This window comes from Paraburkholderia sp. BR10923 (genome assembly GCF_040948765.1).
Lineage (GTDB): Bacteria > Pseudomonadota > Gammaproteobacteria > Burkholderiales > Burkholderiaceae > Paraburkholderia > Paraburkholderia youngii.
Window position 1 is genome coordinate 148,203 of sequence record NZ_JBFPKO010000016.1, and the last position, 25,375, is coordinate 173,577.

26 protein-coding genes are annotated in these 25,375 nt (G+C 63.7%); 17 read left to right on the top strand and 9 right to left on the bottom strand.

All coding sequences use genetic code 11. From position 1 onward, the window contains the following. Window positions 1-56: 56 nt before the first annotated feature. From AB3X94_RS26605 to AB3X94_RS26615, 3 genes are all read left to right on the top strand, one after another. On the top strand, window positions 57-2,648 hold the full coding sequence (locus tag AB3X94_RS26605) for a circularly permuted type 2 ATP-grasp protein (RefSeq protein WP_368613160.1): 2,592 nt from the start codon (window positions 57-59) through the stop codon (window positions 2,646-2,648). Next, window positions 2,645-3,535, top strand: a complete 891-nt coding sequence (locus AB3X94_RS26610; RefSeq protein WP_176106646.1) for a transglutaminase family protein — start codon at window positions 2,645-2,647, stop codon at window positions 3,533-3,535. The genes AB3X94_RS26605 and AB3X94_RS26610 overlap by 4 nt, the downstream gene beginning before the upstream one ends. A gap of 75 nt (window positions 3,536-3,610) precedes the next feature. Then, window positions 3,611-3,838: a hypothetical protein gene (locus AB3X94_RS26615; protein ID WP_176106645.1), complete on the top strand. Its 228-nt coding sequence runs from the start codon at window positions 3,611-3,613 to the stop codon at window positions 3,836-3,838. Here AB3X94_RS26615 and AB3X94_RS26620 read toward each other — a convergent pair. Next, window positions 3,804-4,235, bottom strand: a complete 432-nt coding sequence (locus tag AB3X94_RS26620) for a LysR substrate-binding domain-containing protein (RefSeq protein ID WP_368613161.1) — start codon at window positions 4,233-4,235, stop codon at window positions 3,804-3,806. The genes AB3X94_RS26615 and AB3X94_RS26620 overlap by 35 nt on opposite strands. Before the next feature lie 79 nt (window positions 4,236-4,314). Here AB3X94_RS26620 and AB3X94_RS26625 point away from each other — a divergent pair, with 79 nt between their 5' ends. Next, window positions 4,315-5,286, top strand: coding sequence for a DMT family transporter (locus AB3X94_RS26625; protein WP_368613162.1), 972 nt, complete (start codon window positions 4,315-4,317; stop codon window positions 5,284-5,286). On the opposite strand, the gene AB3X94_RS26630 is transcribed toward AB3X94_RS26625, so the two are convergent. Beyond that, complete coding sequence (locus AB3X94_RS26630; protein WP_368613163.1) at window positions 5,283-5,966, bottom strand: response regulator transcription factor; 684 nt, start codon at window positions 5,964-5,966, stop codon at window positions 5,283-5,285. The genes AB3X94_RS26625 and AB3X94_RS26630 overlap by 4 nt on opposite strands. A gap of 379 nt (window positions 5,967-6,345) precedes the next feature. On the opposite strand from AB3X94_RS26630, the gene AB3X94_RS26635 reads away from it, so the two are divergent. Further along, entirely contained in the window at window positions 6,346-7,038 is a 693-nt protein-coding gene (locus AB3X94_RS26635) for a phosphatase PAP2 family protein (protein WP_368613164.1), read from the top strand. A 57-nt stretch (window positions 7,039-7,095) separates the two neighbouring features. On the opposite strand, the gene AB3X94_RS26640 is transcribed toward AB3X94_RS26635, so the two are convergent. Further along, window positions 7,096-8,025 carry a LysR family transcriptional regulator gene (locus tag AB3X94_RS26640; protein ID WP_176106641.1) on the bottom strand — a complete coding sequence of 310 codons (930 nt, stop codon included), beginning with the start codon at window positions 8,023-8,025 and terminating at the stop codon, window positions 7,096-7,098. 87 nt (window positions 8,026-8,112) lie between these two features. On the opposite strand from AB3X94_RS26640, the gene AB3X94_RS26645 reads away from it, so the two are divergent. Next, window positions 8,113-8,646: a hypothetical protein gene (locus AB3X94_RS26645; RefSeq protein WP_176106640.1), complete on the top strand. Its 534-nt coding sequence runs from the start codon at window positions 8,113-8,115 to the stop codon at window positions 8,644-8,646. 274 nt (window positions 8,647-8,920) lie between these two features. Next, on the top strand, window positions 8,921-9,733 hold the full coding sequence (locus AB3X94_RS26650) for a DUF4377 domain-containing protein (protein ID WP_176106639.1): 813 nt from the start codon (window positions 8,921-8,923) through the stop codon (window positions 9,731-9,733). 58 nt (window positions 9,734-9,791) lie between these two features. Here AB3X94_RS26650 and AB3X94_RS26655 read toward each other — a convergent pair whose 3' ends face one another. Continuing rightward, the gene (locus tag AB3X94_RS26655) at window positions 9,792-10,082 is read right to left on the bottom strand and encodes a hypothetical protein (RefSeq protein WP_176106638.1); all 291 of its coding nucleotides are present in this window, start codon (window positions 10,080-10,082) and stop codon (window positions 9,792-9,794) included. 110 nt (window positions 10,083-10,192) lie between these two features. Here AB3X94_RS26655 and AB3X94_RS26660 point away from each other — a divergent pair, with 110 nt between their 5' ends. Then, window positions 10,193-11,158 (top strand): GlxA family transcriptional regulator, encoded by a 966-nt coding sequence (locus tag AB3X94_RS26660; RefSeq protein WP_368613165.1) that lies wholly within the window; start codon window positions 10,193-10,195, stop codon window positions 11,156-11,158. A 4-nt stretch (window positions 11,159-11,162) separates the two neighbouring features. Here AB3X94_RS26660 and AB3X94_RS26665 read toward each other — a convergent pair whose 3' ends face one another. From AB3X94_RS26665 to AB3X94_RS26680, 4 genes are all read right to left on the bottom strand, one after another. Beyond that, window positions 11,163-11,810, bottom strand: a complete 648-nt coding sequence (locus AB3X94_RS26665) for an energy transducer TonB (protein ID WP_176106636.1) — start codon at window positions 11,808-11,810, stop codon at window positions 11,163-11,165. Between the two features lie 88 nt (window positions 11,811-11,898). Beyond that, window positions 11,899-12,297 (bottom strand): biopolymer transporter ExbD, encoded by a 399-nt coding sequence (locus AB3X94_RS26670; protein WP_176106635.1) that lies wholly within the window; start codon window positions 12,295-12,297, stop codon window positions 11,899-11,901. Further along, window positions 12,294-12,917 carry a MotA/TolQ/ExbB proton channel family protein gene (locus AB3X94_RS26675; protein ID WP_176106634.1) on the bottom strand — a complete coding sequence of 208 codons (624 nt, stop codon included), beginning with the start codon at window positions 12,915-12,917 and terminating at the stop codon, window positions 12,294-12,296. The genes AB3X94_RS26670 and AB3X94_RS26675 overlap by 4 nt, the downstream gene beginning before the upstream one ends. 21 nt (window positions 12,918-12,938) lie before the next feature. Then, complete coding sequence (locus AB3X94_RS26680; protein WP_368613166.1) at window positions 12,939-15,284, bottom strand: TonB-dependent receptor; 2,346 nt, start codon at window positions 15,282-15,284, stop codon at window positions 12,939-12,941. 420 nt (window positions 15,285-15,704) lie between these two features. Between AB3X94_RS26680 and AB3X94_RS26685 the strand changes: the two genes are divergently transcribed. From AB3X94_RS26685 to AB3X94_RS26715, 7 genes are all read left to right on the top strand, one after another. After that, complete coding sequence (locus AB3X94_RS26685) at window positions 15,705-16,127, top strand: MarR family winged helix-turn-helix transcriptional regulator (RefSeq protein ID WP_176106632.1); 423 nt, start codon at window positions 15,705-15,707, stop codon at window positions 16,125-16,127. 83 nt (window positions 16,128-16,210) lie between these two features. Then, a complete protein-coding gene (locus AB3X94_RS26690; protein ID WP_176106631.1) occupies window positions 16,211-16,633 on the top strand; it encodes a MarR family winged helix-turn-helix transcriptional regulator in 423 nt (140 codons plus the stop codon). Window positions 16,634-16,712: 79 nt separating this feature from the next. Next, window positions 16,713-17,813: an HlyD family secretion protein gene (locus AB3X94_RS26695; protein WP_176106630.1), complete on the top strand. Its 1,101-nt coding sequence runs from the start codon at window positions 16,713-16,715 to the stop codon at window positions 17,811-17,813. 7 nt (window positions 17,814-17,820) lie between these two features. After that, complete coding sequence (locus tag AB3X94_RS26700; RefSeq protein WP_368613167.1) at window positions 17,821-19,392, top strand: DHA2 family efflux MFS transporter permease subunit; 1,572 nt, start codon at window positions 17,821-17,823, stop codon at window positions 19,390-19,392. Between the two features lie 9 nt (window positions 19,393-19,401). Further along, entirely contained in the window at window positions 19,402-20,826 is a 1,425-nt protein-coding gene (locus AB3X94_RS26705) for an efflux transporter outer membrane subunit (protein ID WP_368613168.1), read from the top strand. A gap of 191 nt (window positions 20,827-21,017) precedes the next feature. Continuing rightward, window positions 21,018-21,953 (top strand): 2-dehydropantoate 2-reductase, encoded by a 936-nt coding sequence (panE, locus tag AB3X94_RS26710; protein ID WP_368613169.1) that lies wholly within the window; start codon window positions 21,018-21,020, stop codon window positions 21,951-21,953. A gap of 88 nt (window positions 21,954-22,041) precedes the next feature. Next, the gene (locus AB3X94_RS26715) at window positions 22,042-22,341 is read left to right on the top strand and encodes a hypothetical protein (protein ID WP_176106626.1); all 300 of its coding nucleotides are present in this window, start codon (window positions 22,042-22,044) and stop codon (window positions 22,339-22,341) included. 21 nt (window positions 22,342-22,362) lie between these two features. Here the strand turns inward: AB3X94_RS26715 and AB3X94_RS26720 are convergent, their stop codons facing one another. Beyond that, on the bottom strand, window positions 22,363-22,800 hold the full coding sequence (locus AB3X94_RS26720) for a carboxymuconolactone decarboxylase family protein (protein WP_176106625.1): 438 nt from the start codon (window positions 22,798-22,800) through the stop codon (window positions 22,363-22,365). Between the two features lie 118 nt (window positions 22,801-22,918). Here AB3X94_RS26720 and AB3X94_RS26725 point away from each other — a divergent pair, with 118 nt between their 5' ends. Beyond that, the gene (locus tag AB3X94_RS26725) at window positions 22,919-24,406 is read left to right on the top strand and encodes a PLP-dependent aminotransferase family protein (protein WP_368613170.1); all 1,488 of its coding nucleotides are present in this window, start codon (window positions 22,919-22,921) and stop codon (window positions 24,404-24,406) included. A 375-nt stretch (window positions 24,407-24,781) separates the two neighbouring features. Further along, the gene (locus AB3X94_RS26730) at window positions 24,782-25,234 is read left to right on the top strand and encodes an HU family DNA-binding protein (protein ID WP_013092256.1); all 453 of its coding nucleotides are present in this window, start codon (window positions 24,782-24,784) and stop codon (window positions 25,232-25,234) included. Window positions 25,235-25,375: the final 141 nt, after the last annotated feature.

A 25,375-nucleotide genomic window follows, 5' to 3' on the forward strand; every position in this document is an offset into this window, starting at 1 on the left:
GCTGACATCACACGACCTTGGCCTTTCAATCGACCTTGCCCTTCGAAGCGTCCGCGATGCCGGCGGACGCTTCGTCCCTATTGCGGTTGCTGCCGGGTCATGACGGACATTGGGACGAGCTGCGCGACGCGTCGGGCGCGCTGCGCGAGCCGTGGCGGCAGTTCTTCGCGCTGCTCGACGAGGACGGCGTGGCGCGGCTCGCGGACCATCACGCGTCGATCGCGCAGCAGATCCGCGATAACGACATCAGCTACAACGTCTACGCGGACAACGGCAAGTCGCGGCCCTGGGCGCTCGACCTGCTGCCGTTCCTGATCAGCGAGGCCGAGTGGGCGCAGCTCGAGCGCGGCGTCGCGCAGCGCGCGCGTCTGCTCAACGCGATCGTCGCCGATATCTACGGACCGCGGACGCTGCTCGAACATGGGCAACTGCCGCCCGCGCTGGTGTTCGGGCATCCCGGCTATCTGCGTTCGGTGAAGGGCTTCACGCCGGCCGGTGGCCAGTATCTGCAGGTCGTCGCGCTCGATCTCGCGCGCACGCCGGGCGGCGAGTGGAGCGTGATCGCGCATCGCACCGAGGCGCCGTCCGGTCTCGGCTACGCGCTCGAAAACCGCCTGATCGTGTCGACGCTGCTCGCCGAGCCGTTCCGCTCGCTGCGCGTGAGCCGGCTTGCGCCGCTCTATTCGCAACTGATCGCGACGCTCGTGCAGGCCGCGCAAGCGACGATGCGCGACGAGGAAAGCGCCGACGCTTCACCGCATATCGCGCTGCTCACGCCGGGGCCGTACAGCGAAACCTATTTCGAGCATGTGTTTCTCGCGCGCTATCTCGGCGTCACGCTGGTCGAAGGCAAGGATCTGACCGTGCGCGGCGACCGGCTCTATCTGAAGACCCTGGCAGGCCTCGAACGCGTGCACGTCGTGCTGCGCCGTCTCGACGACGCGTTCTGCGACCCGGTCGAGCTGCGCGCCGATTCGACGATCGGCGTGCCCGGGCTGTTGCAGGTGATGCGCGCGGGCAACGTGATCGTGTCGAACGTGCCGGGCTCGGGGTTCGCCGAGTCGCCGGCGTTGCACGGTTTCATGCCCGGTATCGCCGAAGCGTTGCTCGGCGAAGAGCTGCTGCTGCCCGGCGTGCCGACCTGGTGGTGCGGCGAACAGGCCGCGCGCGAGCATGCGTTCGCGCATCTGGACGACGCGTTCATCGTGCCGACCTGGCCGCTCGCGGGACGCGATGCGCCGCCCGGCATCGAACGGGGCCGACAGCCGCTCGCGGCATGGCGCGAGCGTATCGACGCGTTGCCCGACGCGTTCACGATCCAGCAGGAGCAGCGCTTTTCCTGCACGCCGCGCTACGAGGAGGGCACGATCGGCGGGCGGCCGTCGGTGCTGCGCGTCTATGCGATCGCCGACGTCGACGGGGGCTGGCACGTGATGCCGGGCGGCTTCACCCGCATGGCCGCCGAGCGTCAGACCACGGTATCGATGCAGCATGGCGGCAGCAGCGTAGATACCTGGGTGCTGTCGAGCCAGCCAAGCTCTACGTTCACGCTGCTGCCTTCGCCGATGCAGGCCGCCGACCTCACGCGCAAGCGTCGCACGGTATCGAGCCGCGCCGCCGAGAACCTGTTCTGGGCGGGCCGCTACGGCGAGCGCGCGGAAAACAATGTGCGGTTGCTGCGGCTGATTCTCGGCTCGCTCGAAGGCAACGACGCCGACGCGATGTTCGCGACGCTGGTCGAACTCGCGACATGGTGCGGCCTCGTGCAGCCTGGCGACCTGGCGTCGCCGCACGGGCCGGCCTCGCCGCAGACCTTCGAGCGTGCGCTCGTCGCGAATCTCGGCGAGAGCGCGGGCAGTGTCAGCATCAGCCAGAACCTCAACTGCCAGGCGCGCGCGAACGGCGAGGTGCGCGGGCGGTTGTCGAATGATCATTGGCGCATGATCCTCGCGGCGCGCAACGACTTTCAGGATGCGTTGCAGGTGTTGCTGCCTGCCGTGGGCGCAGGCAGCGGCGGCGCGGGCGCCACGAGCACCGGCAGTGCGTTCGATCGCTACGATCGCGTGACGCTCGCGAACGCGCTCGAACATCTGTCGGTGCAACTGTCGGCGATCAGCGGCGCGCAGGGCGACCGCATGACGCGCGATGAAGCGTGGCGGCTGCTGTTCGTCGGGCGTCATATCGAACGCGTCGCGACGATGGCCGCGTTCATGCGCGGCGTCGCCGCGAACGGCCAACTCGCGACGCCGGCCGGCTTCGATCTGCTGCTGCAGATGTTCGACAGCACGCTCACGTATCGCTCGCTGTACCCGGGCCGTTTCGAAGTGCCCGCGCTGCTCGATCTGCTCGTCATCGAACCGCACAATCCGCGCGGCATTTACGGCGTGTACGAGCGGCTGCGCAACAAGCTCGACGAGATCGCCGTCGCGGCGGGCAGCGTTCGGCATCGGCCGTTCGCGGAGCTGCTGCCGCCGGTCGAGATGCTGCCGTCGCTGGGATCGCTGTGCGAGGTCGACGAACACGGCTCGTATGGCAAGCTGATTGCGCTGTGCGATCAGATCGGCGGCTTCGCCAATGCGGCCGCGCATGAAATCAGCGCGCGCTATTTCAGTCACGCGACCACGGTCGCCTCGCAGGTGTGGGTATGAAGCACGCGTCGACGGTGCTGTCGGTTTCGCATCGCACTACCTACCATTACTCGACGTATGTCGAAACCGCGCAGCATCTGGCGACGATCCGGCCGCTCGCGTGTCCGTGGCAGCGCGTGATCTCGCGCAGCGAGCGGATCGAGCCGGAGCCGTCGTATAGGCATAGCCGCATCGACGCGTTCGGCAACGACGTGCTGTATTTCGCGCTCGATACACCGCACGAGCGTCTGCAACTCGTCAGCGAGACCACGGTTGCGCTGACGCCGCGCTGGACCGACCTCGACGCCGAGGCCACGCCGCCTTGGGAGACGGTGGCCGAGGCGCTACGGTTTCGCGTGGGCGGCGCGTTCCGTCCAGAGGCGGAGTATTGCTTCGCGTCGCCCAATATCGCGCTGCGACCTTCTTTGCGCGCCTATGCGTTGCCGAGCTTCACTCCCGGCCGGCCGCTAGTTGTAGGTGCGATCGATCTGATGCATCGCATTCACGAGGACTTCGCGTACAAGCCGTCGGCGACGCTGTTTGATACGCCGGCCGAACGCGCATTCGAACTGAAGAGCGGCGTGTGCCAGGATTTCGCGCAGGTGATGATCGGCTGCCTGCGCTCGCTCGGTTTGCCCGCGCGCTACGTCAGCGGCTATCTGCGCAACGATCCGCCGCCGGGCCATCCGCGTCTGATTGGCGCGGATGCTTCGCACGCGTGGGTGTCGGTGCATTGTCCGGCCAGCGGCTGGATCGATCTCGATCCGACCAATGACGTGCTCGCCGATCTCGATCATGTGACGCTCGCGATCGGGCGCGATTACAGCGATGTGTCGTTGCTGCGCGGGACGATTCTCGGCGGCGGCGCGCATCGGATGGAAGTGGGCGTGACGGTGCTGGCGTTGTGAAGCGGGCGCGCTCGTTGCCGGTATTCGACTGAGTTCGGCCATAATGGAGAAAACGTCGCCGGAGTTCGCCCGCTCATGAAGTCTCTTTGCTTCGCAGCATTTCTCGTTTTCGCTGCCGGCTGCACGTCGACCTCGCCGCCGGCGAATCCTCAGGCGGCGCATGATACGAACGCCTACATACTGCACGCTCCCGACGCCGCTGCGAGACCACCGCGACTTACCGTCGGCACCAGCTATTCCGACACGCAACTGATTCTGCCGTGGTTCCTCAACGACCTGATCGACTTCGTGAACTATCGCTAGTCTGAAAACTGCATCTCGTGTCTGTCAGAAATCGCCGTACTTCGGCTGCTAACCAGTCGCGCAGCGCGGAGACCTTGGGATGATCGCGATTGCCGACGCGATAGACCAGATCATAGCCGCGCTCGACTTTCAGGCGAATGTCGGGAAACGGCGCGACGAGGCGTCCAGCCACGATGTCATCGCCTACCAGGGCACTGCGTCCGAGGGCTATGCCTTCACCACGAATAGCTGCCTCGATGGCCATGCTTCCATGACTGTATGCGGGACCTCGACCTCTGCGATTCCTGGCCACGTCTGCATAGGCGAACCACTGTTCCCAATTGGCCAACATCCGGTCTTCATGTAGCAGCGTGCAACGAACATAGTGGGCCGTTATGTGTGAGTTTTGCTCACGCATTATATGACGACAAATCGTTTGTCAACGATCCGCGCGGCCGCGAATATCTCCATTCAATGTCTTTTCCGCACCAACGCCAATGTCGAGCCCAAGCCTGAGTGATGCCCGTTCCGGGATGGTCGTCAACGACCACGCAGCCAAGACGGTGACGATGCGCAGTTTCGGCGCATTGATGGTCCTCGCGGTGATGTGGGGACTATCGATACCGGTGACCAAACTGGGACTCGAGTCGCTACCGCCGCTGACGCTCACCGCAATGCGCTTTGCCGTAGCCGTGCCGCTACTGCTCATCTTCGCGGTGGGCCGGCATCCGTTGCCGCGGCACGCATGGCCGCGCGTCGCCATGCTAGGCGTGCTGGGCATCGGCATCGGACAGGTCGCGCAGACTTTTGGTGTCTCGGGCACCTCGGCGTCTGTCGGCACCATCATCTCCGCGACCATTCCGGTTTTTATCGTGTTCTTTGCGGCGCTGCGCCTCAAACAGCATGTATCGGGTTGGCAAAAGCTGGGACTGCTCGCGGCATTCGCGGGCATCGCGTTGGTCGCGTTCGCCCGCGAGCACGGCGCAGCGACGCTGTCCGATATCACCGCGGGCGGCGCAATTTGCGTGCTGCTGTCCGCGCTCGCCATTGCGTTCTATTACGTCTGGAGCGTCGAACTCACGACCGCATATGGCACTGCGACGGTAGCAGCCTGGAGTACGCTGTTCGGCTTCATAGCACTGCTGCCGTGGGCGGCGTGGGAGATGTGGCACGTTCCATTTCACGTAACCACGCAGGGTGTATCAGCCGCGGTATATCTCGGGGTAATGGTGACTGTTGCCGGCCTGTTTATGTGGCTCAACCTGCTGCGTATCGTTCCAGCGCGGGTTGCCGCGAGCGTTCAGTTCCTTCAGCCGGTCTTCGGCATCGCCGCTGCATCGTTGATGTTCGGCGACAGGGTCGGTCCATCCTTCGTGGTCGGCGTGGCTCTCGTGCTGGCCGGACTCGCGCTCACGATGGTTTCTCGCAACGAGGTGGGTAACCGAGCTCGAAACGGCAACGTCCGCTAGCCAGCGAAGCGGACTTTCGAGTCGGGTGTTCTTAGACAATAGCCTGCGCCGCGTACCGTCACGATCCGTCCTGCTCCGATTTTTTGTCGCAAGCCACACACCTGCACTTCGATGGCATTGCTGGCGATTTCCTCGCGTGGATCGCATATCCTCGCTTCAAGTTCTGAGCGAGTGAAAACGCGCGCCGGGTCTTCGATCAGCGCCTGTAGCAGAGCGAACCCGCGCGGCGCCAGCGTGAGCGGCTCTCCATGCAGGGTGACTCGATGAGAGGCTGCATCCAGCATGAGGCCGTCGTACGCCAGAACGGGAACCGTCCGTACCACTCTGCGACGCGTCAACGCGCGTACGCGCGCCGCAAGTTCATCGACGTCGAATGGTTTGACCAGGTAATCGTCCGCGCCTGCGTCGAGTGCGGCAATACAAGTTTCCAGTTCCCTCTGTGCCGTCACGATGATGACGAAGGCATGGCCACCGCACTCTCGATAACGCTTCAACGCGTCAATAACGTCGATTCCCGACAGGTCGGGGTCGAGCATGACGAGGTCGTACAAGCTGCAGTCCGGCCAACTCATGGGCTCGCCAACGACACTCATCCAGTCGACGATATGGCCCGCACGTCGCAACGTATCCACGGCCGGCAGAGCGATCGACTCATCCTTTCCCATCAACAGCAACTGCATCGCAACAGATCCCTTGAATGCGCGTCGGTTATTCGTCTTGTCCGGTTCGGCGCGATCGTAAGGTAATCATGCTGAAGAATTGCTTAAGAGAAGCAGGCTGGCGGGTCGCGAGGGTTGACGTCGTTGATTGTCGTGTTTGGCGAGGAAGGCTTTCAGCACGGGTTCCGTTAAGTGCAAACGTTCGCTATCGCACCGATTGTTCGAAAATTATTGCGGACACTAGGATGGCGGTCGTTTTCAAGCTTCGATGCACGCCAACGAAATGGCGGACTAGCTCACTGCATGAAAGGCCCCATCAACCATCCACCGCAGGTCGCCCGGCTGCGCGACGTAGAAACGTCGAATCGATCCCTGCGCGATAAACGCACCTGAGCAACGAATGGACCCTTTCGATACCGCAATCCAAACCTTCCTGACGCACATGGCGCTGAATTGCGCCACGTTGAACCACGCGATAAGAATCATCGCGGACCTATACACATTCAAGGGCCTGGTGCTCATGCCCGCATTGTGGTGGATATGGTGCAAACCCAGCCAGCGTGGCGATTGGGAGCGTGAAATGGTCGTCGCGACGATCGCGAGCGGCCTCCTTGCGCTCGCGATATTCAGACTCGTCTCGCATTATTTGCCATTCCGTACGCGGCCTCTTTTTAATCCTGAGCTACACCTGAATTTTCCATCGGGTGGTCTGGATGCGGCCGTGTTGCCAGCCTGGAGTTCATTCCCGAGTGACCACGCGATGCTGTGGATTTCGGTCGCAACCGGGATCTTTCTGGTGTCTCGCGGCGTCGGTGTGCTCGCGCTTTTATACACCACGATCTTCATATGTCTGCCCCGCGTTTATCTCGGATGGCACTATCCGACCGACATAATCGCGGGTGCGGCGATCGGAGCGACCATCACATGGATAATGACTCGGGACGCCGTTAGAACACCTATTGCGGCGCCGATTCTGAGGTGGATGCACAGATTTCCCGGGCCCTCCTATACGCTGTCGTTTGCTTTGTGTTTTGAACTGGTCACGCAGTTCAACGAGTTATTAGTTCTGGGGCGGTCGATATTACAGGGCTAATGAGTTGGAATCCGCTCCGAGGCCAGTCCCTGGGCGAGGTGCTGTGAGATCAGGCAATCAGTGTCCATTCTGGGTACTTGCCGTGCGGCGCTTCACATGATCGATGAACGCACGCAGCTTCGGCATGATCTGCCGGCGGCTCGGATAGTAGAGAAACACGCCAGGGATCATCGGCGCATACGCATCCAGAACGCGTACGAGCTTTCCGGTTCGCAACCCCTCGGCGGCCATCGGCTCGGGTAGCTGGGCAAGGCCGATGCCCGCGTTCGCCGCACCCAGCATGCCCAGAAAATCGCTGGCGATGAAAGGACCGGAAACGGCGAGCTCGATCGGCTGGCCGTTGTCGTTGAACGACCACGACGCGAGCGCGCCGCTGGAGCGCCGCCAGCGAATGCAGGCATGCGTACGCAGATCGTCGATGTGTTCGGGGCGGCCGCGCGCCGCGAAATAGCCGGGACTCCCCACCACGACGAAGCGGAATGGCGCCGTCAACGGCACCGCGACCATGTCGGCGGCAACGAACTGGCCCAGCCGGATGCCGGCGTCGAAGCCTTCCGCCGCAAGATCGATCAGTTCCTTGCTGGCCGCGATCTCGACCTCGACCTCTGGATTGGCCTCGCAGAACGACGCGATCAGCGGCTCCAGCAGGATCGGCACGACCGCGCGCGGCACCGAAAGACGCAACAGGCCGGACGGCCGCTCGCCGAGTCCGCGCGCCACCTCGCTGGCGGCGACGAGTTCCTCGAAAGCGGGTTTGGCGCGCGCCAGAAAGCGCTCGCCGGCTTCGGTCAAGCCGACGCTGCGCGTCGTGCGAATGAAAAGCGTCGCGCCGATGCGCGCTTCGAGCACACGCACCGCCTGACTGACCGCCGACGGCGTCACGCCGAGCGCCGCGGCGGCCCCGCGAAAACTGCGATGCTCGGCCACGCTGAGGAAGACTTCGACGCCGTCGAGTGCACCCTGCCTGACTGTGAAGTTCTGCTTCATAGCCTGTCAACATTGTGAGGAATAGTCGCTCGCGCGAGACGATGGTACACCTATCACCTGCGCATCCAACATTCGACAGGAGGCACCATGTCAGCGCGGCTTCTCTTTCAGATGCATCTCGTTCTGGGCTACGTTGCCTGGTTGTTGTGCTTCGGCACCTACGTGTGGCCGAAGCTCAGGTCGATGGCGCCGTTCGACGCGCAACGCGCGATCGCCACCTTGCACAGCTTCCGTTTCTTCGGGCTCGCGTTCCTGCTGCCTGGCGTCGTCAGTCCGCAACTGTCCGCGAGCTTCGCCGCGTTCGCCGCTTATGGGGATTTCGCCACGGGCGTGCTGGCGATGCTGGCCTTGCTGACGGCGCGGATACGGCCGCTTTTCTGGTCGTTCGTGGTTGCTTTCAATCTGGTCGGTATGGCCGATCTGCTTGTCGACTACTACCACGCGACAGCGGCCGATCTGCCCGCGCATTCAGGAGAACTGGGCGCCATGTACGCGATCCCGATCATCTATGTACCGACGCTGGCGATCACGCACGTTGCCGCCTTTTATCTGATGCTGCGTCCCCGGCTCAGGAGACTTCACGCCGCGCCTGCCGTGCGTCGCGACATATCCAAGGCGTAGCCGGCGTTACCTGCCGCAGTTCGGTAACCTAATCAACAATCCAGGCAAACATCGAATAGCATATTTCCGCCATCTACCTGCGTTATGCTGTCGGTCGTCGAGTCGATGCTCGCGGCCTGAGCGACGCAGGTGCGCAAACCCGGCGTAATGTGGCCGGGTGGTGACCTTCACTGGCTTTTCCGGCTTTCGGGTATGCGACCTGATGCTCGCGTCCGTTCGCCAGGCGACGCGGGCCAACGCCCGGAACAACCACTGAACTCACCGAGGTGCCGACGTGAAATACCGCATGCTCCTGCTGCCGCTCGTTCTCGCCGCGTGCGCGCAGACACCCGAAGTGACAGCGCCGGCTCCCGCGGCGACCACGGCCGCGGCGAACCCGGCGGCGCCGACCGGCACCGATCAGCTGACCCGCTACCACTGGCAGCTGAGCAACGCGATCGACAGCCACGGCAACCGCATCGATGCGCTGTTCGCCCGCCCGGACAAACCGGTGCAACTGGACTTCAGTCCGTATCGGATCACCGTCGTCAATAGCTGCAACAACATGGGAGCGGGTTACACGGTGAGGAAGGGATATCTGCAGATCGGCCCGATGGTCACCACGATGATGGCCTGCAACGACCCCGCGCTTGCCGCACTCGACGATGCGATCTCGCAGCGAGTGCGCGGCAGCGTCAACGTGAACCTGCTCGCGCGCGACAACGGGCCGCGCCTGCAACTCGTCACGGATAACGGCGATACGCTGAGCTTTACCGGCGTGCCGACGGCCGAGACGCGCTACGGCGGCCCCGGTCAAATTGCGTTCCTGGAGGTGGCGCCGCAGTCGGTGCCGTGCACCCATCCGTTGATGCCGGACGGGCAATGTCTGCTCGTGCGCGAACGCTTCTTCGACGAGCAGGGGCTGGCCACCGGCACGCCCGGTCCGTGGCAGCCGCTCAATCAGAATATCGAAGGCTATACGCACACGCCGGGCATCCGTAACGTGGTGCGCGTCAAGCGTTTTACGATCAGGAACCCGCCTGCCGACGGGCCGTCGGTGGCTTATGTACTGGACCTCCTGGTTGAATCGGAGAAGGTCGGGCAGTGATGCTTCTGCAAGCGTGCCACCGGCCAGGCCGGCGGCACCGTTCATCCCGCCAGCAACATCAACCCTTCTGAATCAGCCGCCCGAGCGGCGCGAGCGGTCCCACCGGCAAATACTCATACTTCATCAGCCCGTCGGCCACGAGCGGCAACGCGTCGAGTATCGACCTGGCCTCGTCGACCGATGCGACGTTCATCAGGAAGATCGGCCCCGCCTTGTCGCGGAACCAGAACTGCTCGATCTTGCCGTCCAGATAGAACTGCAGAGTGGCCGGCACCTCGTGAGGCAAATGCTGCTGCAGCTTGTCCGGGGTGAGGGTCGGTTGTGCGGATGCGATGGCGAAAACTTTCATCAGTGACCTCCTTGGTCGACGTTCGTTGCGATGTACAACGGAGTTCACTGTAGCCCTCGGCCGGAAAAAGCTGTATCGTCGCAAATGACAACTTTAGGGTCATTTACGCCATGCGCATCGCGATCCTCGCCCTGCAGGGGCTGTTCGACACCGGCCTCACCGTCATGCTCGACGCGTTCTCGCTCGCCAACCGGTTCGCGGCCGCGAAAATGGGCGGGCGGCCGCACTTCGATCTGTCGATCGTCGGCGTGCGCAGGAAGGTCCAGTCGGGGCAGGGGTTCGCCATCCCCGTGCAAGCGATCACCGCCGACCTGAGACCGGACTGGGTGGTCATTCCCGCGCTCGGCACCGGCACACCGGAGCAACTGGTGCCGGCGCTCGAACGGCCGGACGTGCGCGACGCCACGGAGCAATTGCTCGCGTGGCATGCACAGGGCACGTTGCTCGCCGCGTCGTGCATCGGCACGTTCCTCGTCGCGGAAACCGGACTCCTGGATCATCGCGAAGCGACCACGACCTGGTGGCTGAGTCCATTGTTCCGGCAACGCTATCCGGCGGTGCTGCTCGACGAGTCGCGCATGCTGGTGCCAACGGAGGTCGGGGTGACGGCGGGGGCGGCGATGGGGCATCTCGATCTCGCGCTGTGGCTGATCCGTCGCGCGAGCCCCGAACTGGCCGCGCTCGTGTCGCGCTATCTGCTCGCAGATCTGCGCTCATCGCAGGCACCGTACATCATTCCCAACCACCTGGCGCAGGCCGATCCGCTGATTCAGCGCTTCGAGCGATGGGCGCGCGATCATCTGAAGGAAGGGTTCTCGCTGCAGCACGCGGCGGCCGCACTGGCGACGAGCGCGCGCACGCTGCAGCGTCGTTGCCGGGACGTGCTCGGCAAATCGCCGTTGGCGTACTTTCAGGATCTGCGTGTCGAGCATGCGCAGTCGCTGCTGCATGGCAGCGGCCTCGGCATCGACGCGATCGCGGCCGAGGTCGGTTATGTCGACGGTGCCACGTTACGCACGCTGTTGCGCCAACGACTCGGCAAAGGTGTGCGTGATCTGCGTGCGGATCTGCGGTGAGGGCTCAGCTGACGTTGAAATGCACGCGGACGTCCTGCGTGCTTTCGACGGGCCGGCCGTCGCGCAGCGCGGGAAAAAAGCGCCAGCGCCGCAACGCGACGAGCAGCAGCTGATTGAGACGGGGGTTCGGTGTTGCCCGAACGAGCTCGACGTCGACCGAGCCATCGGCGTGGATCGTGAAGCGGGCTGTCGCCGTTGTTTGATAGGCCTGTTCGCGCAGGTCGTCGGGCAGGGACGGCAATGGTTGCGAAATGGAGCGGGCGGCGGTGTCGGAGCTTGTTGAGGCGCTCGGCGCGGCGTCGTGCTGTGCGGATGATTGCCGAGATCCCGCGGCAGCCGTTTGTTCCGGCCGCTCATCTTGCGGCGGGTGTTGCGCTGGACTTGCAACCGGTGCAGACGGCGTTGCGGCGGCGGTCGTCGTCTGCGTTCGTGGCTCGCCTGGCGCAGGCGGCATCGCGCGACGCATCGATGTGCGCGATTGCGTCTGCAGATGCGTTGGTGCCTGTTTCGCCGGAACCGGGGTAGCAGGTTGCGGCGTGCGGGATTCTGACGCCGCGGGTTCGTCGAGCACGACGACTTGCATATCCAGCGGAGCAGGCGGCGGGACTGGCCGGGCCGGCCTGAGCAATCCGGCAGACAGCGTGACCAGCATCAGCAGCCAGATACCGAGCGCGATCAGAGTCGCGATGGCAGTACGCAGCGTCTTCGCAGCGCGTCTCTCGAACCAATCGCGGCGACCTTCAATCACGATGCACGGCGATCAGAAAGTGTTCGGCGCCCGCGCGACGCGCCGCGAGCATCGCCTGCACGACCGCGCCGTGACCCGCGTGATCGTCGGCCGCGATCACGACGTTACCGTCCGCGCGCAGCAGGCGCTTTACTTCGGGCTCGATCTGATCCGCGCGAACGACATGGCGATTGACTGAGACCTCGTCGTTGCCGCTCACCGATATCGTCAGCGGCTCGCTCGTGCTGATCGGCTGCGCGTGTCCCGAAGGCAGATTGATTCGCACCGCATCGAGACGCTGCATCGTGAGCGAGGCGAGCATGAAGGTCGCGAGCAGAAAGAACATCACGTCGATCATCGGAATGATTTCGATGCGGCCGCGCCGCGAGGCGCGCGAGCGTTTGAGTTTCATCCTCGCTCTCCGCGCGTCTCGTGCTGCAGGCGCAGTGCGCTGAGTCGCGCGTTGGCGAACAGTTCGAGGTCATCCATCAGACGCTCGAGCCGTCGTGAAAAATAATTGAACGCGAACAGCGCGAAGACCGCGACGATCAATCCAATCGCGGTTGCCACCAGCGACTGCGCGACCCCGCCCGTGACACCGCCCGGATCGACGAGCCCATTGCCGCCGAACAGCTGGAACGATTTCATCATCCCGACGATCGTGCCGAGCAGGCCGAGCAGCGGCGCCGCCGTGACGATCGTTTCGAGCAGCCAGAGACCTCGCCCCATGTCGCGCTCGATCTGCGACGCGATCGATTGCGCCGACGCCTCGCGCAGCCACATCGGCGCATTCGTTTCTGGCTGCCACGGCGCGGCCATGCGCCGAAACGCGTGGTACGGGGCGAGACCGTCGAGCCGGTGGTCATCGGCTGACGCGGGTTGCAGAAGACGCGCCGGTGCGCTTGCGAAGCGGGCAAACACATAGGCCCGCTCGATGATGATCGTCAACGCGAGCACGCCGAGCACGCTGAGCGGATACATGATCCATCCGCCAGTACGCATCGCCGCGATAAACCCTGTCCATTCCTGCATGATGGTTCTCCTAACGGTCGTTCAGAAGTACTTCGTCACGCCCGCATAGACGGCGAAATGCGGACCGTACTGCGGCGCGCCGACGCCGATGCCCGAACCATCGCGCAACTGGTAAACGCGGTTGAATGCGTTGATGACCACCAACCGCGCATCGAACTTGCCGATCATTGGCTCGTTGAAGTGCTGGATCGCGCCGAGGTTGAACTGCGCATAAACGGGCAGACGATCGGTGTTCGCAAAGCCGCTGCGCAGACCCGAGCCGACGATGCCGTCGAACGTGAAGGTAGTTTGGTGAAAGTCGTAGGCCGCGCCGAACGATGCCGTCACGCGCTGGTCGTGATCGAGAAACACCCAGTGGTTCGAGATGAATGCCAGCTCGTCCGCGTCGAAGTTGAACTGCGCGGAGTTGATGTTCTTACCTTGCGCGCGGCTATAGGCGAGGTTCAGATACGCGGAGAGGTTGTCCTGTTTGTAGTTGGCGGTGAATTCCACACCATACGTTTTGCCGTATTGATAGTTGAACGGCGTGAAGATCAGCGCGGAGCCGAACTGTCCTTCGTCGAGCAGGTCGGTCGATTTCTTGTAGTACGCGTCGAGTCCTAGCGTGACGGAAGGGCCGAGCTTCTGCGTGATGCCGAGGTCGAAGTAGTGGCTGCGTTCCGGCTGTACGGGATCGTTCTGGGTTGTCGGACTCTGATTGGTCGTACCGTTGAATTTCGATATCGTCGAGCCGGATACGAGTTCGAACGGCGGTGGCGTGAAGTAGCGCGCGTAACCGGCGTGCAGTGTCGTCGACGGTGTGAGCGTGTAGACGAGGCCCACGCGCGGGCTCAACTGGCTCGCGCTCGTATACTCGTCCATGCGGTCGTAGCGCAAGCCATAGTTCAGCGTGAGCCGATCGGTCAGCTTCCATTCGTCCTGGGCGTACAGGCTGTACAGATAGCCGGTCCTGCTACTGCTGTCCTGGATGTTGAAGGGTACGTCGGAGAGCTGGTTGCCGTTCGCGTCGGCGGGGAAGACGGTCACGCTGTTGTCGAATACCGCATGCTCCTGCTGGAAGAAAACACCCGCGCGAACCGTGTGACTGTCGTTGATTCGCCAGGTCGTGTCGACCTGCACACCATTGGCCGTGTTGCTATGGAAGTCCTCCGATGCCACGCCGTTGAACATCAGGTCGCCGATCGGATCGGGATTGAACTTCGTGCGCGTATAGCGCGTGAAGAAGGCGACCTGGTAGTCGAGCGCGCCGCCGTTGGTGCCCTGAAGCGCCAGCGCCGCGAAGTTGTTCAGCTCCGATTGCGTTTCGTTAAGTTGCGACGAATCGAACGTGGTGTGGTCGGCGAGCGCGAAGTTCGGCGTCAACCCCGGCGTGTTCGGAATCTCGAACTGGTTGCTGGTCGCGCCGAACAGCAGGCTCACGCGCGTGAGCGGGTTGATCAGATACGACAGATAGCCGAACGCATTGCCCTCGCGCGTGTGATCGTGAATCGCATTGGCGCTTGCGGTCGGATTCTCGATGCCGAGGTTGTTCATGCCGAGCGAGCCGCTCAGGTAGTAGCTGAACGGTCCTTGGCTGCCGAACACATCGGCACTCGTTTTGACGGTCTGATGGCTGCCGCCGAACACGTCGATCGAGCCCCCGCTGCCCGTGTCGCCCGATTTGGTGCGAATGTCGACGATCCCGGCCGTGCGGTAGCCGTACTGCGCGGGCAGGGCGCCGGTGAGCAGGTTCAGCTGATCGATGATGCGCGTGTCGAGCGACTGGCCGAAGCCGCTGATCGGCTCTGGAATGATGATGCCGTTGATCCGGTATTGCAGATTGGCGTGCTCGCCGCGCACGTGCAACTGGCCGAACGAGTCGTTGGCGACGCCGGGCGCTTGCAGCAAGACCTGATTGAGCGGCGTGTTCGCGCCCGCCGGCATCGTATCGATATCCGCCTGCGTGAACCGGTAGACGCTGCTGCCCGTCTCGGGCAGCAGGCCGTTGCGCGCCGCGTTCAGACGTCGAGCGTTGACCTGCACGTCGAGTGTGTCGCTCTTTTGCAGTTGCACGCTGACGCTCGCCGGGGCGCCGGACTGGGTCGTCGCGATGCTGCTGCCGCTCGCAAAGCCGGTAGCGGTGACGACGATCGCATACGTGCCGGGTGCCACCCCGTCGATCGAGAAATGGCCCGACGTGTCCGTGCTGGACATGTTGACGGAGGCGCCGCTCGCGTCCTGTATCTCGACTTTCGCGTGAGCGACGGGATGTCCCAGAGGATCGGAGACAGTTCCCGTCAATACGGCGTTGCCCGGCGCGCCCCATGCGCCCGAGATGACGGCACAGAACACGATCGCCGCCTGCGCGGTCGTTGTGCGTTTTTTCATTGTTGTTGCTCGCTCTATGGACGATGCGATTGATGAATCGAAAGTGTTCGGCAATAGCTCACCGACCTCGCCCCTGGCTGGCAAGGGAAGGACAGGCGAACTGGAGGTGGACGACGGGCGACGGCAAGCCCGTCGATCAATCAGGACGACGTTTCGATGGGAACGGGAGGCAACTTGGTCATAAGCGGCGATTGAGTATGGACAGTCCGCTCATAGGTCGGACGGATTTTGTTGAGCGTCGCGGTGGGCGCATCTGAGACAACGACAGCGCCGGAGCACCGATCTCCAGAAATGTTATAACATAACAAGCGAGGCTGGCAAGTCGCAAACTCAACGCGCCGTCGCGCTACCGACGAGGCATTTACCAGCCGCTCACAGAAAAACTTGACACCGTGCATATGCACACATAGACTTGCTTGCATGAACCGCCCTGTCTCCTACGACGAATGCAACTGCTTTGCGCTGCGCCAGGCGGCGCGGCATGTCACGCAGATCTACGAGCGCCATCTCGGCAGCGTGGGGCTGACGGCTGCGCAGTTCACGATTCTGGCAAAGCTCGCGCGCACCCCGAACCTGCCGATGGCGGAGCTCGCGGACGCGATGGTCATGGAGCGCACCACGCTGGTCCGCGCAATGAAGCCGCTGCAGCGCGACGGCCTCGTGCTGGCCGAAGCGGCGGACCACGACAACCGCACGCTGCTGTTCAGCCTGACGGAAAAGGGCGAAACCACCTTCGATCAGGCCTCGGTCGCATGGCGCGCCGCGCAGGACGAATTCGAAAAGAAGTTCGGTCGCGCCCGCGCGAAGACGCTGCGCGCGGAGCTGTTCAGCATCACCGACTAGAGCGGCACCGGAACCCGCCTCGGCGGGTTTTATAACGCCGCTTTGTGTGCATATGCACTAATGAACAAAGGGAAGTGCAGCGAATGGAAGCGCTCCTAGACGACGACTGCTTTGCGATCCGCCAGGCTGCGCGTCACGTATCGCAGATTTATGACCGGCATCTGTCGAATGTCGGCCTGACCATCACGCAGTTTTCGCTGCTGGGGCGTCTGAAGCACACCGGCCCGATGACGATGAAGCAGATAGCCGAAGCCATGCGCATGCAGCGCACCACGCTGGTCCGCACGATCCAGCCGCTGCGCCGCGACGGGCTCGTGTCGAGCGAGGCACTGGGCGCGGATGCGCGCACGCTGCTGATCTCGCTGACACCCGAGGGCGAACAGCGGCTAGCCTCAGCCCGCGCGTATTGGTACGCCGCGCAGGCCGAGTTCGAGCACCGCTTCGGCGTGAAGCGCGCGGCCGCGCTGCGCAGCGAGCTATTTGCCATCACCAAAGTTTCGCTTTGACATTAACGCTGAAGGTAGCAGGCCGGCGCAATGCGCCGTTTTTTTCAACCTGAAGAGTGCATACGCACATATCGACATCATGTCCACAACTCCCTCGACCGTCGCGCCCCCGAGCGCGGTACAACCCGCCCGAGCGGCGCGGCGTATCCCGTGGATGCTGCTCGCGATTCTGTCCGTTCTCGTCGTGCTGGCGCTGGCCACGTCGCACTGGTTCTTCGTCGGCCGCTTCATCGAGACGACCGATGATGCCTACGTCGGCGGTGATGTCACGGTGATGGCGCCGAAGGTCAACGGCTTCGTCACCGAGGTGCTGGTGCGCGACAACGAGTTCGTGCACGCGAACCAGGTCCTGGTGCGACTCGACGCCCGCGATTACGACGCGCGTCTCGCGCAGGCCAACGCGGAAGTGGAAAGCGCGCAGGCCTCCGTCACCGAGCTCGAAGCAAAGAAATCGCTGCAACTCGCGGCGATCAACGAGCAGGCCGCGGAGGTCCGCGCGTCGGGCGCCGAGCTGACGCGCAGCGCGGCCGACCAGATACGCTACCGCGAGCTCGTGAAGGACGACGCGGTGTCGAACCAGGTCGTCGAGAAGGCCGATGCGGATCTGACCAAAGCGCGCGCCGCGGTCGATCGCAGCGGCGCGGCGCTGCTCGCGGCGCAACGCCAGATCGCGGTGCTCGACGCGCAGATCGGCGACGCGAAAGCGCGCATCGCGACCGCGCAGGCCGCCCAGCGCGTCGCCGCGTTGAACGTGGAATACACCACGATCCGCAGTCCGATCGACGGCTATGTCGGCAATCGGACCGCGCGCGTCGGGCTGCTCGCCAACACCGGCGTGTCGCTGCTGACCGTCGTACCCGCGAGCGGCCTGTGGATCGACGCGAACTTCAAGGAAGACCAGCTGCGCAAGATGCGCGCGGGCGACAGCGTCGAGGTCCAGCTCGACGCGTCGAATACCGCGCTGCACGGCGTGGTCGAAAGCCTTGCGCCGGCGACCGGCGCGACTTTCAGCGTATTGCCCGCGGAAAACGCGACCGGCAACTTCACGAAGATCGTGCAGCGCGTGCCGGTGCGCGTGCGCCTCGACGTGCCGAAGGACCTGCAAGGCGTGTTGCGTCCCGGCCTCTCCGCGACGGTGAAAGTGCACGTCGATGCGCGCCATCCGGCCGCGCAAGGATGAATCGATCATGACCGAAGTTCTCGACAACCCCGCCGACCAGCCGACCCGCACCAAGGTCTTCGCATTCGCGCTGATGTGCGTGGGCTTTTTCATGGCGACGCTCGATATCCAGATCGTCGCCTCGTCGCTGCGCGATATCGGTGGCGGGCTGTCCGCGAGCCAGGACGAACTGTCGTGGGTGCAGACCTCGTATCTGATCGCGGAGATCATCGTGATTCCGATGTCGGGGTGGCTCACGCGCGTGTTCTCGACGCGGTGGCTCTTCACGTTCTCCGCGCTCGGCTTCACGGTGACGAGCATGCTGTGCGGCCTCGCATGGGACATCAACTCGATGATCCTGTTTCGCGGGCTGCAAGGCGCGGCCGGTGCGGCGATGATTCCGACCGTGTTTACGACCGCGTTCGTGCTGTTTCCCGGTAAGCAGCGTTTGATCGCATCGACGACGATCGGCGCGCTCGCGTCGCTGGCACCGACGATCGGCCCGGTGATCGGCGGCTGGATCACGTCGCAATGGTCGTGGCACTGGCTGTTCTATCTGAACCTGGTGCCGGGCGTCGCCGTCACGCTGCTGGTGCCGAAGTACGTGCATATCGACAGGGTCGATCTGTCGCTGCTGAAGAAGGGCGACTACATCGGCATCCTGCTGATGTCGGGTTTTCTCGGCTGCCTCGAATACGTGCTCGAAGAAGGGCCGCGCAAGAACTGGTTCGGCGACGACGTTATCGTGCTGTGCGCGTGGGTCGCGGCGATCTGCGGGTTTCTGTTCCTCGTGCATGCGTTTACCGCGAGGGAACCGATCGTCGATCTACGCGCGCTTGCTCTGCGCAACTTCGGTATCGGCAGTCTGCTGTCGTTCATCACCGGGATCGGGATCTTCTGCACCGTGTTTCTGACGCCGGTGTTTCTTGCCCGCGTGCGCGGCTTCGATTCGTTGCAGATCGGTCTCGCGTTGCTGTCGGTCGGTTGTTTTCAGTTGCTCGCGCTTGGCGCTTACTCGACGCTCGCGCGCTTTGTCGATATGCGCTTGCTGATGGTGTTCGGCCTCGCGCTGTTCGGCATCGGCTGCTATCTGTACGTGCCGTTGACGAACCAATGGGGCTGGCAGCAGTTGCTGATTCCGCAAGCATTGCGCGGAATTGGCCAGCAGTTCTGTATTCCGCCGATCGTGACGATGGCGCTCGGCGCGCTGCCGCCGTCGCGGCTGCGCTCCGCGAGCGGGCTGTTCAATCTGATGCGTAATCTCGGCGGCGCGATCGGCATCGCAGTCAGCAGCACGATGTTGAACGACCGTCTGAATCTTCATTACGAACGGCTCGACGAACATCTGAACGCGGGCCGTCCGGTCGTCGAATCGATCTTGCAGAAGCAGGCCGAGTATCTGTCGGCAGTCGGCGGCAACGTATTGAATGCCGCGAATGCGGGGCTGGCCGAATTGCACGAGGCATTGATGCGCGAAGCGCTGGTGCTCGCGTTCTCCGATGCCTTTCTGGCGGTTGCGCTGTGCTTCGTGGTTGCCTTGCTGAGCGTGCTGTTCTCGCGCCCGTTCGGCAACACCGCGCCCCCGCCCGATGCCCACTAGGAGTCCAACATGAAACGGATGGTGATGAAGTTAGTGGCGGGCGCGGCATTTTTGACGCTCGCGGCCTGCGCGGTGCAACCGGCCACGCACGCGGATTTGCCGCATGCGGTGCAGACGCTGGCTCCGGCCGCCTGGAGCGTCGACGCACCGCAAGACAGCGTGAACACCGATGCCTGGTGGGCGCAATTCGGCGACCCGGTCATGCATCAGCTGATCGAATCGGTATTGAGCGGCAACCTCGACGTGCAGGCCGCGGCCGAGCGTGTGAAGCAATCGCAGAACCTGGTGACGCAGAATCGCGCGGCTCTGCTGCCGGAGCTGAATGCGAACGCGGGCGCATCGACCGAGCGGCAGAATACGCCGCCGCCGCTCGGCTATGTGCGCCAGGCCGGCTTTGGCCTCGCCGCGAGCTGGACGCCTGATGTGTTCGGCGGCGAACGGCTCGCGGTGCTCGCGTCGCAGGCGCAGGTGTCGGGCAGCGTTGCGGCGCTGAACCAGTTGCGGCTCGCGCTCGCGGCGAACACGGCGGCTGCGTATATCGATCTGCGCTGGGCGCAGGCCCAATTGCAGATCCTCGACGACAACGAGCAGATTCGCAGCCGCGCGCTGAAGCTCACGCAGCAGCGTCTGCATTATGGACTGTCGACTCAGCTCGACGTCGCCCGTGCGCAAAATCAGTTGCAGGACTTGCAGGCACAGATTCCGCGCATGCAATCGACGGTGCAGCATCAGCTGAGCCTGATCGCCGTGTATTCGGGGCGTACGCCGGAAAGTCTCGATACGCTGCTGCTTTCCAACGCGCGCGAGATTCCGGTGCCTGCGCAAAACGCGCCGCAGGTATTGCCGTCCGACGCGTTGCTGCATCGGCCCGACGTGCGCACCGCTTATGCGCTCGTCGAACAGCGTGCGGCGGAAGTGGGAGTATCGAAAGCCCAGCGCTATCCGCAGTTCAAGATCAACCTGACGAATGGGCTGCTTGCATCGTCGTACCTCGGCTTGCCGACGCTGACTGACAATCTGTTCAGCGCCGCGTTGAATGCAACGAGCCCGATCTTCAACGCCGGGCGAATCACCGCGAACATCGACGCGAGCGAGAGCCGCATGCGCGAATCGCAGCTCGGCCTGCAGCAGACGATGCTGCAGGCGCTGAAGGAGGTCGAGGACAATCGCAGCGATCTCGTCAGCGGCGCGGCGCAGGTGCAGCGCCTCGCCGGTGCGCTCGATGCGTCGAATCATGCGCTGCGTCTGTCGACCGAGTTGTACAAGGGCGGCGCGTCGAGCTTCCTCGATGTGCTCGACGCGCAGCAAGCGTATCTGCGCGACTCCGAGTCGCTGAACCAGGCGCGGCGCGAGCATGCGCTTTCGGCGATCGCGCTGTACCGGTCGCTTGGGGGCGGGTGGGAGCAGGGGGAAACGGTCGCGTCCGGACAGTAAGGCACGCGATAGCGCGATTGCAGCCAGAAGGCGCGGGACTTTGAAAGCGTTCGCGCCGCAGTTGAGCCTCCCCGGAACCGATTCCCAATCTTTGCTACATTCTGCACAAGAAGCACACACGCGGCACTATCGGGATGCGTCCACCAGCGACGCGCATGATCGGCAAACCGAAATCTTTCAAGAGGCTCACGATGCGAATTCTGGTAGTAGGGGCGGGCGCGGTAGGCGGTTATTTTGGCGGACGTCTGGCGGCGGCGGGGCAGGACGTGACCTTCCTCGTCCGCGCCGGTCGCGCGGAGAAGCTGCGGCGCGACGGCCTCGTCATCAACAGCCCACGGGGCAATCTCCAGTTGCGGGACGTGAAGACGATACTGGCCGGTGTCGCCAGCGAGCCGTTCGACCTCGTGCTGCTGAGCTGCAAAGCCTACAGTCTCGATGACGCAATCGATTCGTTCACGCCATTCGTCGGCGAAGAAACGCTGATCCTGCCGATGCTCAACGGCATGCGCCATATCGAGGTGCTGAGCGCGCGCTTCGGCAAGGAGCGCGTGCTCGGCGGCCAGTGCGTGATCGCCGCGACGCTCAATGCGGAGCAGCACATCATGCATCTGAACGACATGCAGGCGATCACGTTCGGCGAACTCGTGGGCGGCACCTCGGAGCGCACCCAGGTGATTGCCGATGCGATGTCGGGCGCGAAGTTCGACGTCGCGGTCAGCGACAACATCCTGCTGCGCATGTGGGAGAAATGGGTGTTCCTCGCCACCTTGGCTGGGAGTACCTGCTTGATGCGCGGTTCGGTCGGCGATATTCTGGCTGCGCCTGACGGCAAGCGCGTGATCGAGAATCTGCTCGGCGAATGCCGCGCGGTGGCCGAACACAACGGCTTCACGATGGACGCGGACTTCGACACGCGCGCCGCCCAGGTGCTGCTGACGCCGTCGCCGCTGACCGCGTCGATGTTGCGCGACGTCGAAAACCGCTCGCACACCGAGGCGGATCATATTCTCGGCGACCTGATCACGCGCGGCGGCGACGCGCAAAAGGGCGAACACGCGTTGCCGCTGCTGCGCATCGCCTATAGTCATCTGAAGACGTACGAAGCGCGCCAGACCCGCACTTCCTGACGGCTCGCCGCGGCCGGCGCGAACGCGGATCGGGCGAACGGCGCGCCGCGCGCGAGCGCCGCCGCAACCTGACGATCGGAGGTCAAGCATGCCGACTCCCACTGGCTCGGTGCCCGCGCTCAGCGCCGCTTCCGCGACCGTGTTCTCGATCGGCATCGTGTTTCTCGGCTACTGGGGCATGTATGAGCCGACCGCCTGGCATAAGGCCGACATCGTGGTCTTCGTGCTCGCGCTGGCCGGTTTCGCATGCCTCGGGCTCGTGCCTTGGATGGCGACGAGTCCCGTCGAGCCGGAGAACAGCGACTCGCGCGTGCGCATCGCGCGGCATCTGTTTCTCACGGGCGTGACCGCGATCTGGCTCGCGGTGGCGGTTTCCGTGATCTTCTGAGGCCCCGCGAAGGCGCGCCGCTTACTCGGGCATCTTCCTGAACGACACCGCAATCCGGTTCCAGCCGTTGATCGCAACGATCAGCAGCGTCAGGTCGCTGATTTCCTGCTCGCTGAAATGCGGCTTCACTGCTTCCCATACCGTATCCGGTACGCGCGTTTGCGCGACCAGCGTCACTGCCTCCGTCCATTCGAGCGCCGCGCGTTCGCGCGCGGTGAAAAACGGCGCTTCGCGCCACGCGGCCACCGTCGCGAGACGCCGTTCGGTTTCGCCGTGCTTGCGCGCGTCGGTCACGTGCATGTCGAGGCAGAACGCGCAGCCGTTGAGCTGTGACGCGCGAATCCGCACGAGTTCGGCGAGCGTCTTGTCGATCGTGCTCTTGCCGATCGTTTCCTCGAGCGCGAGCATCGCGCGCGTGCCGCTCGGGCTGGCCTTGTAAAAGTCGAGACGTGCTTGCATCAGAGAGTCCTCGTGAACGTGCGAAGGGCGTCCAAATGGGCGTCCGTGGAGGTAAGCTTACGTTCGCCACTGGTCTTTCGAAATAACCATTTCGCCGTTATTTGAGGTAACCACCCGAATGGACATTCATATCGCGGTCGAAGGCCATCACGATCTGTCCGGACAGATTTATCGACAGTTGCGCGCGGGCATTCTCGAAGGGCGTCTCGCCGGCGGCACGCGTCTGCCGTCCACGCGCGATCTCGCGACGCAGCTCGGTGTATCGCGCAAGACTACGCTCGATGTTTTCGAGCGGCTGCTGTCCGAAGGCTATCTGAGCGCCCGCGCCGGTTCGGGCACCTTCGTCGCCGACGGGCTCGAACGGCTGCCCGCCGAGCGCTCCGCGCAGGCGCGCGCGGCGGCTCGTTCGCGCGAGCGCGACGCCGCGCAAGCGAAGGCCGCCGCACGCGCGCAGCCGCTGTGGCAGCAGTTGCCCGACAGTCTGCCGTTGCCGCGGCCGTCGGTGCCGTCGCCGCTCGACTTCATCGGCGGAGCGACCGACAAGACGCTGTTTCCCTTCGACGTCTGGCGCCGCTGCGTGAATCACGCGCTACGCAGCCAGGCGCGCAGCCCCGGCACCTATCGCGAGGCCGCCGGTGAGCAGCAGCTGCGGCTCGCAATTTCGCGCTACCTCGCCTTCAACCGCGCGGTATCGAGCAACTGGGACGACGTGATCGTCACGCAGGGCGCGCAGCACGCGCTCGATCTGATCGCGCGCATCACGCTGCGGCCCGGCGAAATCGCGGCCATCGAAGACCCCGGCTACCCGCCCGCGCATGCCTGCTTCACGGTGACGGGCGCGCGCGTGGTGCCGGTTCCGGTCGATAGCGAAGGCCTGATCGTCGGCAAGCTGCCGGACAAGGCACGGCTGGTCTACGTGACGCCTTCGCATCAGTTTCCGCTCGGCATGCCGATGAGCCTCGAGCGTCGCGTCGAACTGCTCGAATGGGCGCAAAAACGCGGCGCGGTCATCATCGAGGACGACTACGACTGCGAGTACCGTTTCGAAGGCCGGCCGATGGAGCCGCTGAAGAGCCTCGATCGCGCCGGTCTCGTCGCCTATGTCGGCACGTTTTCGAAGACGATCTTTCCCGAGCTGCGCATCGGCTACCTGGTGCCGCCGGCGTCGTTGCACGGCCCGCTGCTGAAGGCGCGGCAGATCGCTGATTGTCACGGCTGCACGCTGACGCAAACGGCGCTCGCGGCGTTCATGCTCAATGGCGACTTCGCGCGCCACCTGCGGCGCATGCACAAGGCTTATGCGGCGCGCCGCGCGATGCTGCTCGAGCATCTGCAAGGCGACCTCGTGCGCTGGTTCGAACCGATCGTGCCGACTGCCGGCATCCATCTGGCGGCGCGGCTGAAGGGGCCGTTGGCGTCGCTCGGCGAAGAGACGCTCGTCACCGCCGCGCGTGAAGCGTCGATCGGCCTCTATGGACTCGCGCCATTTCACCATCGCGTGACACCGCAGCCTGGGCTGATGTTCGGCTATGGCAGCATCGCGGCCGAGCATATCGACACGGCGCTGACGAAGCTCGCCGGCATCCTGCCGCGCATCGCCCGCTGAACCGGAACTCGGCGCAAGCGCGGCGTAGGCATCGCCGAAGCGTCGGGGTTGCGTTGCTTGACGTGTCAAACGAAGAAAATGCCCTGATTCAAGGGGCGAAAACACCAGCTCGCCTCGCCGCGACCACCTCGAAACCGCCGCCGAAACGAACTGTAACGAGCGTTACTCCTGCCTGTTAAAAACCTTGCCGCGCACGTTTTAGCCGCTAAAACAGGTACTAAAACGTGTTGGACCGTTGGCGCCACGCAAAAAACTTCATCGCAATACATAAAAGAGTCGCGCAAATCGCTTTAGCGCTTGTAGAATCCGGCGTTGAAGCGTGCACATACGGTGTGCGCTTCAAGCAATTCACTGACCACAACAGGTAGGAGAAACATGCCGACTTCCGCAAAAAAGGTGGCCAAGAAGGCTGCTGCCCCGGTACCGACCAAGAAGGTTGCTGCAAAGAAAGTCCCTGCGAAGAAAGCCGTCGCAGCCAAGAAGGTCGCCGTGAAGGCGTCTGGCGCACCGACGCCGATCAAGGACACCTTCACGAAGGCCTCGTTGGCAGCTCACATCGCTGAGCGTGCTGCAGTGGAACCGAAGACCGCCAAGGCTGTGCTGGCCGCGCTCGAAGACACGATCCTCGGCACGGTGCATAAGAAAGGCGCTGGCGAATTCACGCTGTCGGGTCTGCTGAAGATCGTCGTGCAGGCTGTGCCGGCGAAGAAGAAGCGCTTCGGCAAGGACCCGTTCACGGGTGAAGAGCGCTGGTTCCCGGCCAAGCCGGCAAGCGTGCGCATCAAGGCACGCGCGCTGAAGAAGCTGAAGGACGCAGCGGCTGCCTAAGCGCGTTGTTCTCACGCTCGGGCGTCGTTATGGCGCGGTTGTGTTTTATCATGCCTGACGTTTGAGTGCGTGAAAAAGCGCCTGCATGCAGGTGATCGAAGTCCCCGTGGATGAGAATCCGCGGGGACTTTTTTTATGCGC

What these genes read in the sequence shown, in the direction of transcription:
- AB3X94_RS26675 (WP_176106634.1), bottom strand. Translation starts at nt 12,917, where the DNA reads ATGCAGGAATGGACAGGGTTTATCGCGGCGATGCGTACTGGCGGATGG.
- AB3X94_RS26610 (WP_176106646.1), top strand. Translation starts at nt 2,645, where the DNA reads ATGAAGCACGCGTCGACGGTGCTGTCGGTTTCGCATCGCACTACCTAC.
- AB3X94_RS26725 (WP_368613170.1), top strand. Translation starts at nt 22,919, where the DNA reads ATGGACATTCATATCGCGGTCGAAGGCCATCACGATCTGTCCGGACAG.
- panE (WP_368613169.1), top strand. Translation starts at nt 21,018, where the DNA reads ATGCGAATTCTGGTAGTAGGGGCGGGCGCGGTAGGCGGTTATTTTGGC.
- AB3X94_RS26630 (WP_368613163.1), bottom strand. Translation starts at nt 5,966, where the DNA reads ATGCAGTTGCTGTTGATGGGAAAGGATGAGTCGATCGCTCTGCCGGCC.
- AB3X94_RS26705 (WP_368613168.1), top strand. Translation starts at nt 19,402, where the DNA reads ATGAAACGGATGGTGATGAAGTTAGTGGCGGGCGCGGCATTTTTGACG.
- AB3X94_RS26665 (WP_176106636.1), bottom strand. Translation starts at nt 11,810, where the DNA reads ATGCTGGTCACGCTGTCTGCCGGATTGCTCAGGCCGGCCCGGCCAGTC.
- AB3X94_RS26605 (WP_368613160.1), top strand. Translation starts at nt 57, where the DNA reads ATGCCGGCGGACGCTTCGTCCCTATTGCGGTTGCTGCCGGGTCATGAC.
- AB3X94_RS26620 (WP_368613161.1), bottom strand. Translation starts at nt 4,235, where the DNA reads ATGCGTGAGCAAAACTCACACATAACGGCCCACTATGTTCGTTGCACG.
- AB3X94_RS26645 (WP_176106640.1), top strand. Translation starts at nt 8,113, where the DNA reads ATGTCAGCGCGGCTTCTCTTTCAGATGCATCTCGTTCTGGGCTACGTT.
- AB3X94_RS26685 (WP_176106632.1), top strand. Translation starts at nt 15,705, where the DNA reads ATGAACCGCCCTGTCTCCTACGACGAATGCAACTGCTTTGCGCTGCGC.
- AB3X94_RS26660 (WP_368613165.1), top strand. Translation starts at nt 10,193, where the DNA reads ATGCGCATCGCGATCCTCGCCCTGCAGGGGCTGTTCGACACCGGCCTC.
- AB3X94_RS26655 (WP_176106638.1), bottom strand. Translation starts at nt 10,082, where the DNA reads ATGAAAGTTTTCGCCATCGCATCCGCACAACCGACCCTCACCCCGGAC.
- AB3X94_RS26625 (WP_368613162.1), top strand. Translation starts at nt 4,315, where the DNA reads ATGTCGAGCCCAAGCCTGAGTGATGCCCGTTCCGGGATGGTCGTCAAC.
- AB3X94_RS26715 (WP_176106626.1), top strand. Translation starts at nt 22,042, where the DNA reads ATGCCGACTCCCACTGGCTCGGTGCCCGCGCTCAGCGCCGCTTCCGCG.
- AB3X94_RS26730 (WP_013092256.1), top strand. Translation starts at nt 24,782, where the DNA reads ATGCCGACTTCCGCAAAAAAGGTGGCCAAGAAGGCTGCTGCCCCGGTA.
- AB3X94_RS26695 (WP_176106630.1), top strand. Translation starts at nt 16,713, where the DNA reads ATGTCCACAACTCCCTCGACCGTCGCGCCCCCGAGCGCGGTACAACCC.
- AB3X94_RS26670 (WP_176106635.1), bottom strand. Translation starts at nt 12,297, where the DNA reads ATGAAACTCAAACGCTCGCGCGCCTCGCGGCGCGGCCGCATCGAAATC.
- AB3X94_RS26690 (WP_176106631.1), top strand. Translation starts at nt 16,211, where the DNA reads ATGGAAGCGCTCCTAGACGACGACTGCTTTGCGATCCGCCAGGCTGCG.
- AB3X94_RS26700 (WP_368613167.1), top strand. Translation starts at nt 17,821, where the DNA reads ATGACCGAAGTTCTCGACAACCCCGCCGACCAGCCGACCCGCACCAAG.
- AB3X94_RS26720 (WP_176106625.1), bottom strand. Translation starts at nt 22,800, where the DNA reads ATGCAAGCACGTCTCGACTTTTACAAGGCCAGCCCGAGCGGCACGCGC.
- AB3X94_RS26680 (WP_368613166.1), bottom strand. Translation starts at nt 15,284, where the DNA reads ATGAAAAAACGCACAACGACCGCGCAGGCGGCGATCGTGTTCTGTGCC.
- AB3X94_RS26640 (WP_176106641.1), bottom strand. Translation starts at nt 8,025, where the DNA reads ATGAAGCAGAACTTCACAGTCAGGCAGGGTGCACTCGACGGCGTCGAA.
- AB3X94_RS26635 (WP_368613164.1), top strand. Translation starts at nt 6,346, where the DNA reads ATGGACCCTTTCGATACCGCAATCCAAACCTTCCTGACGCACATGGCG.
- AB3X94_RS26615 (WP_176106645.1), top strand. Translation starts at nt 3,611, where the DNA reads ATGAAGTCTCTTTGCTTCGCAGCATTTCTCGTTTTCGCTGCCGGCTGC.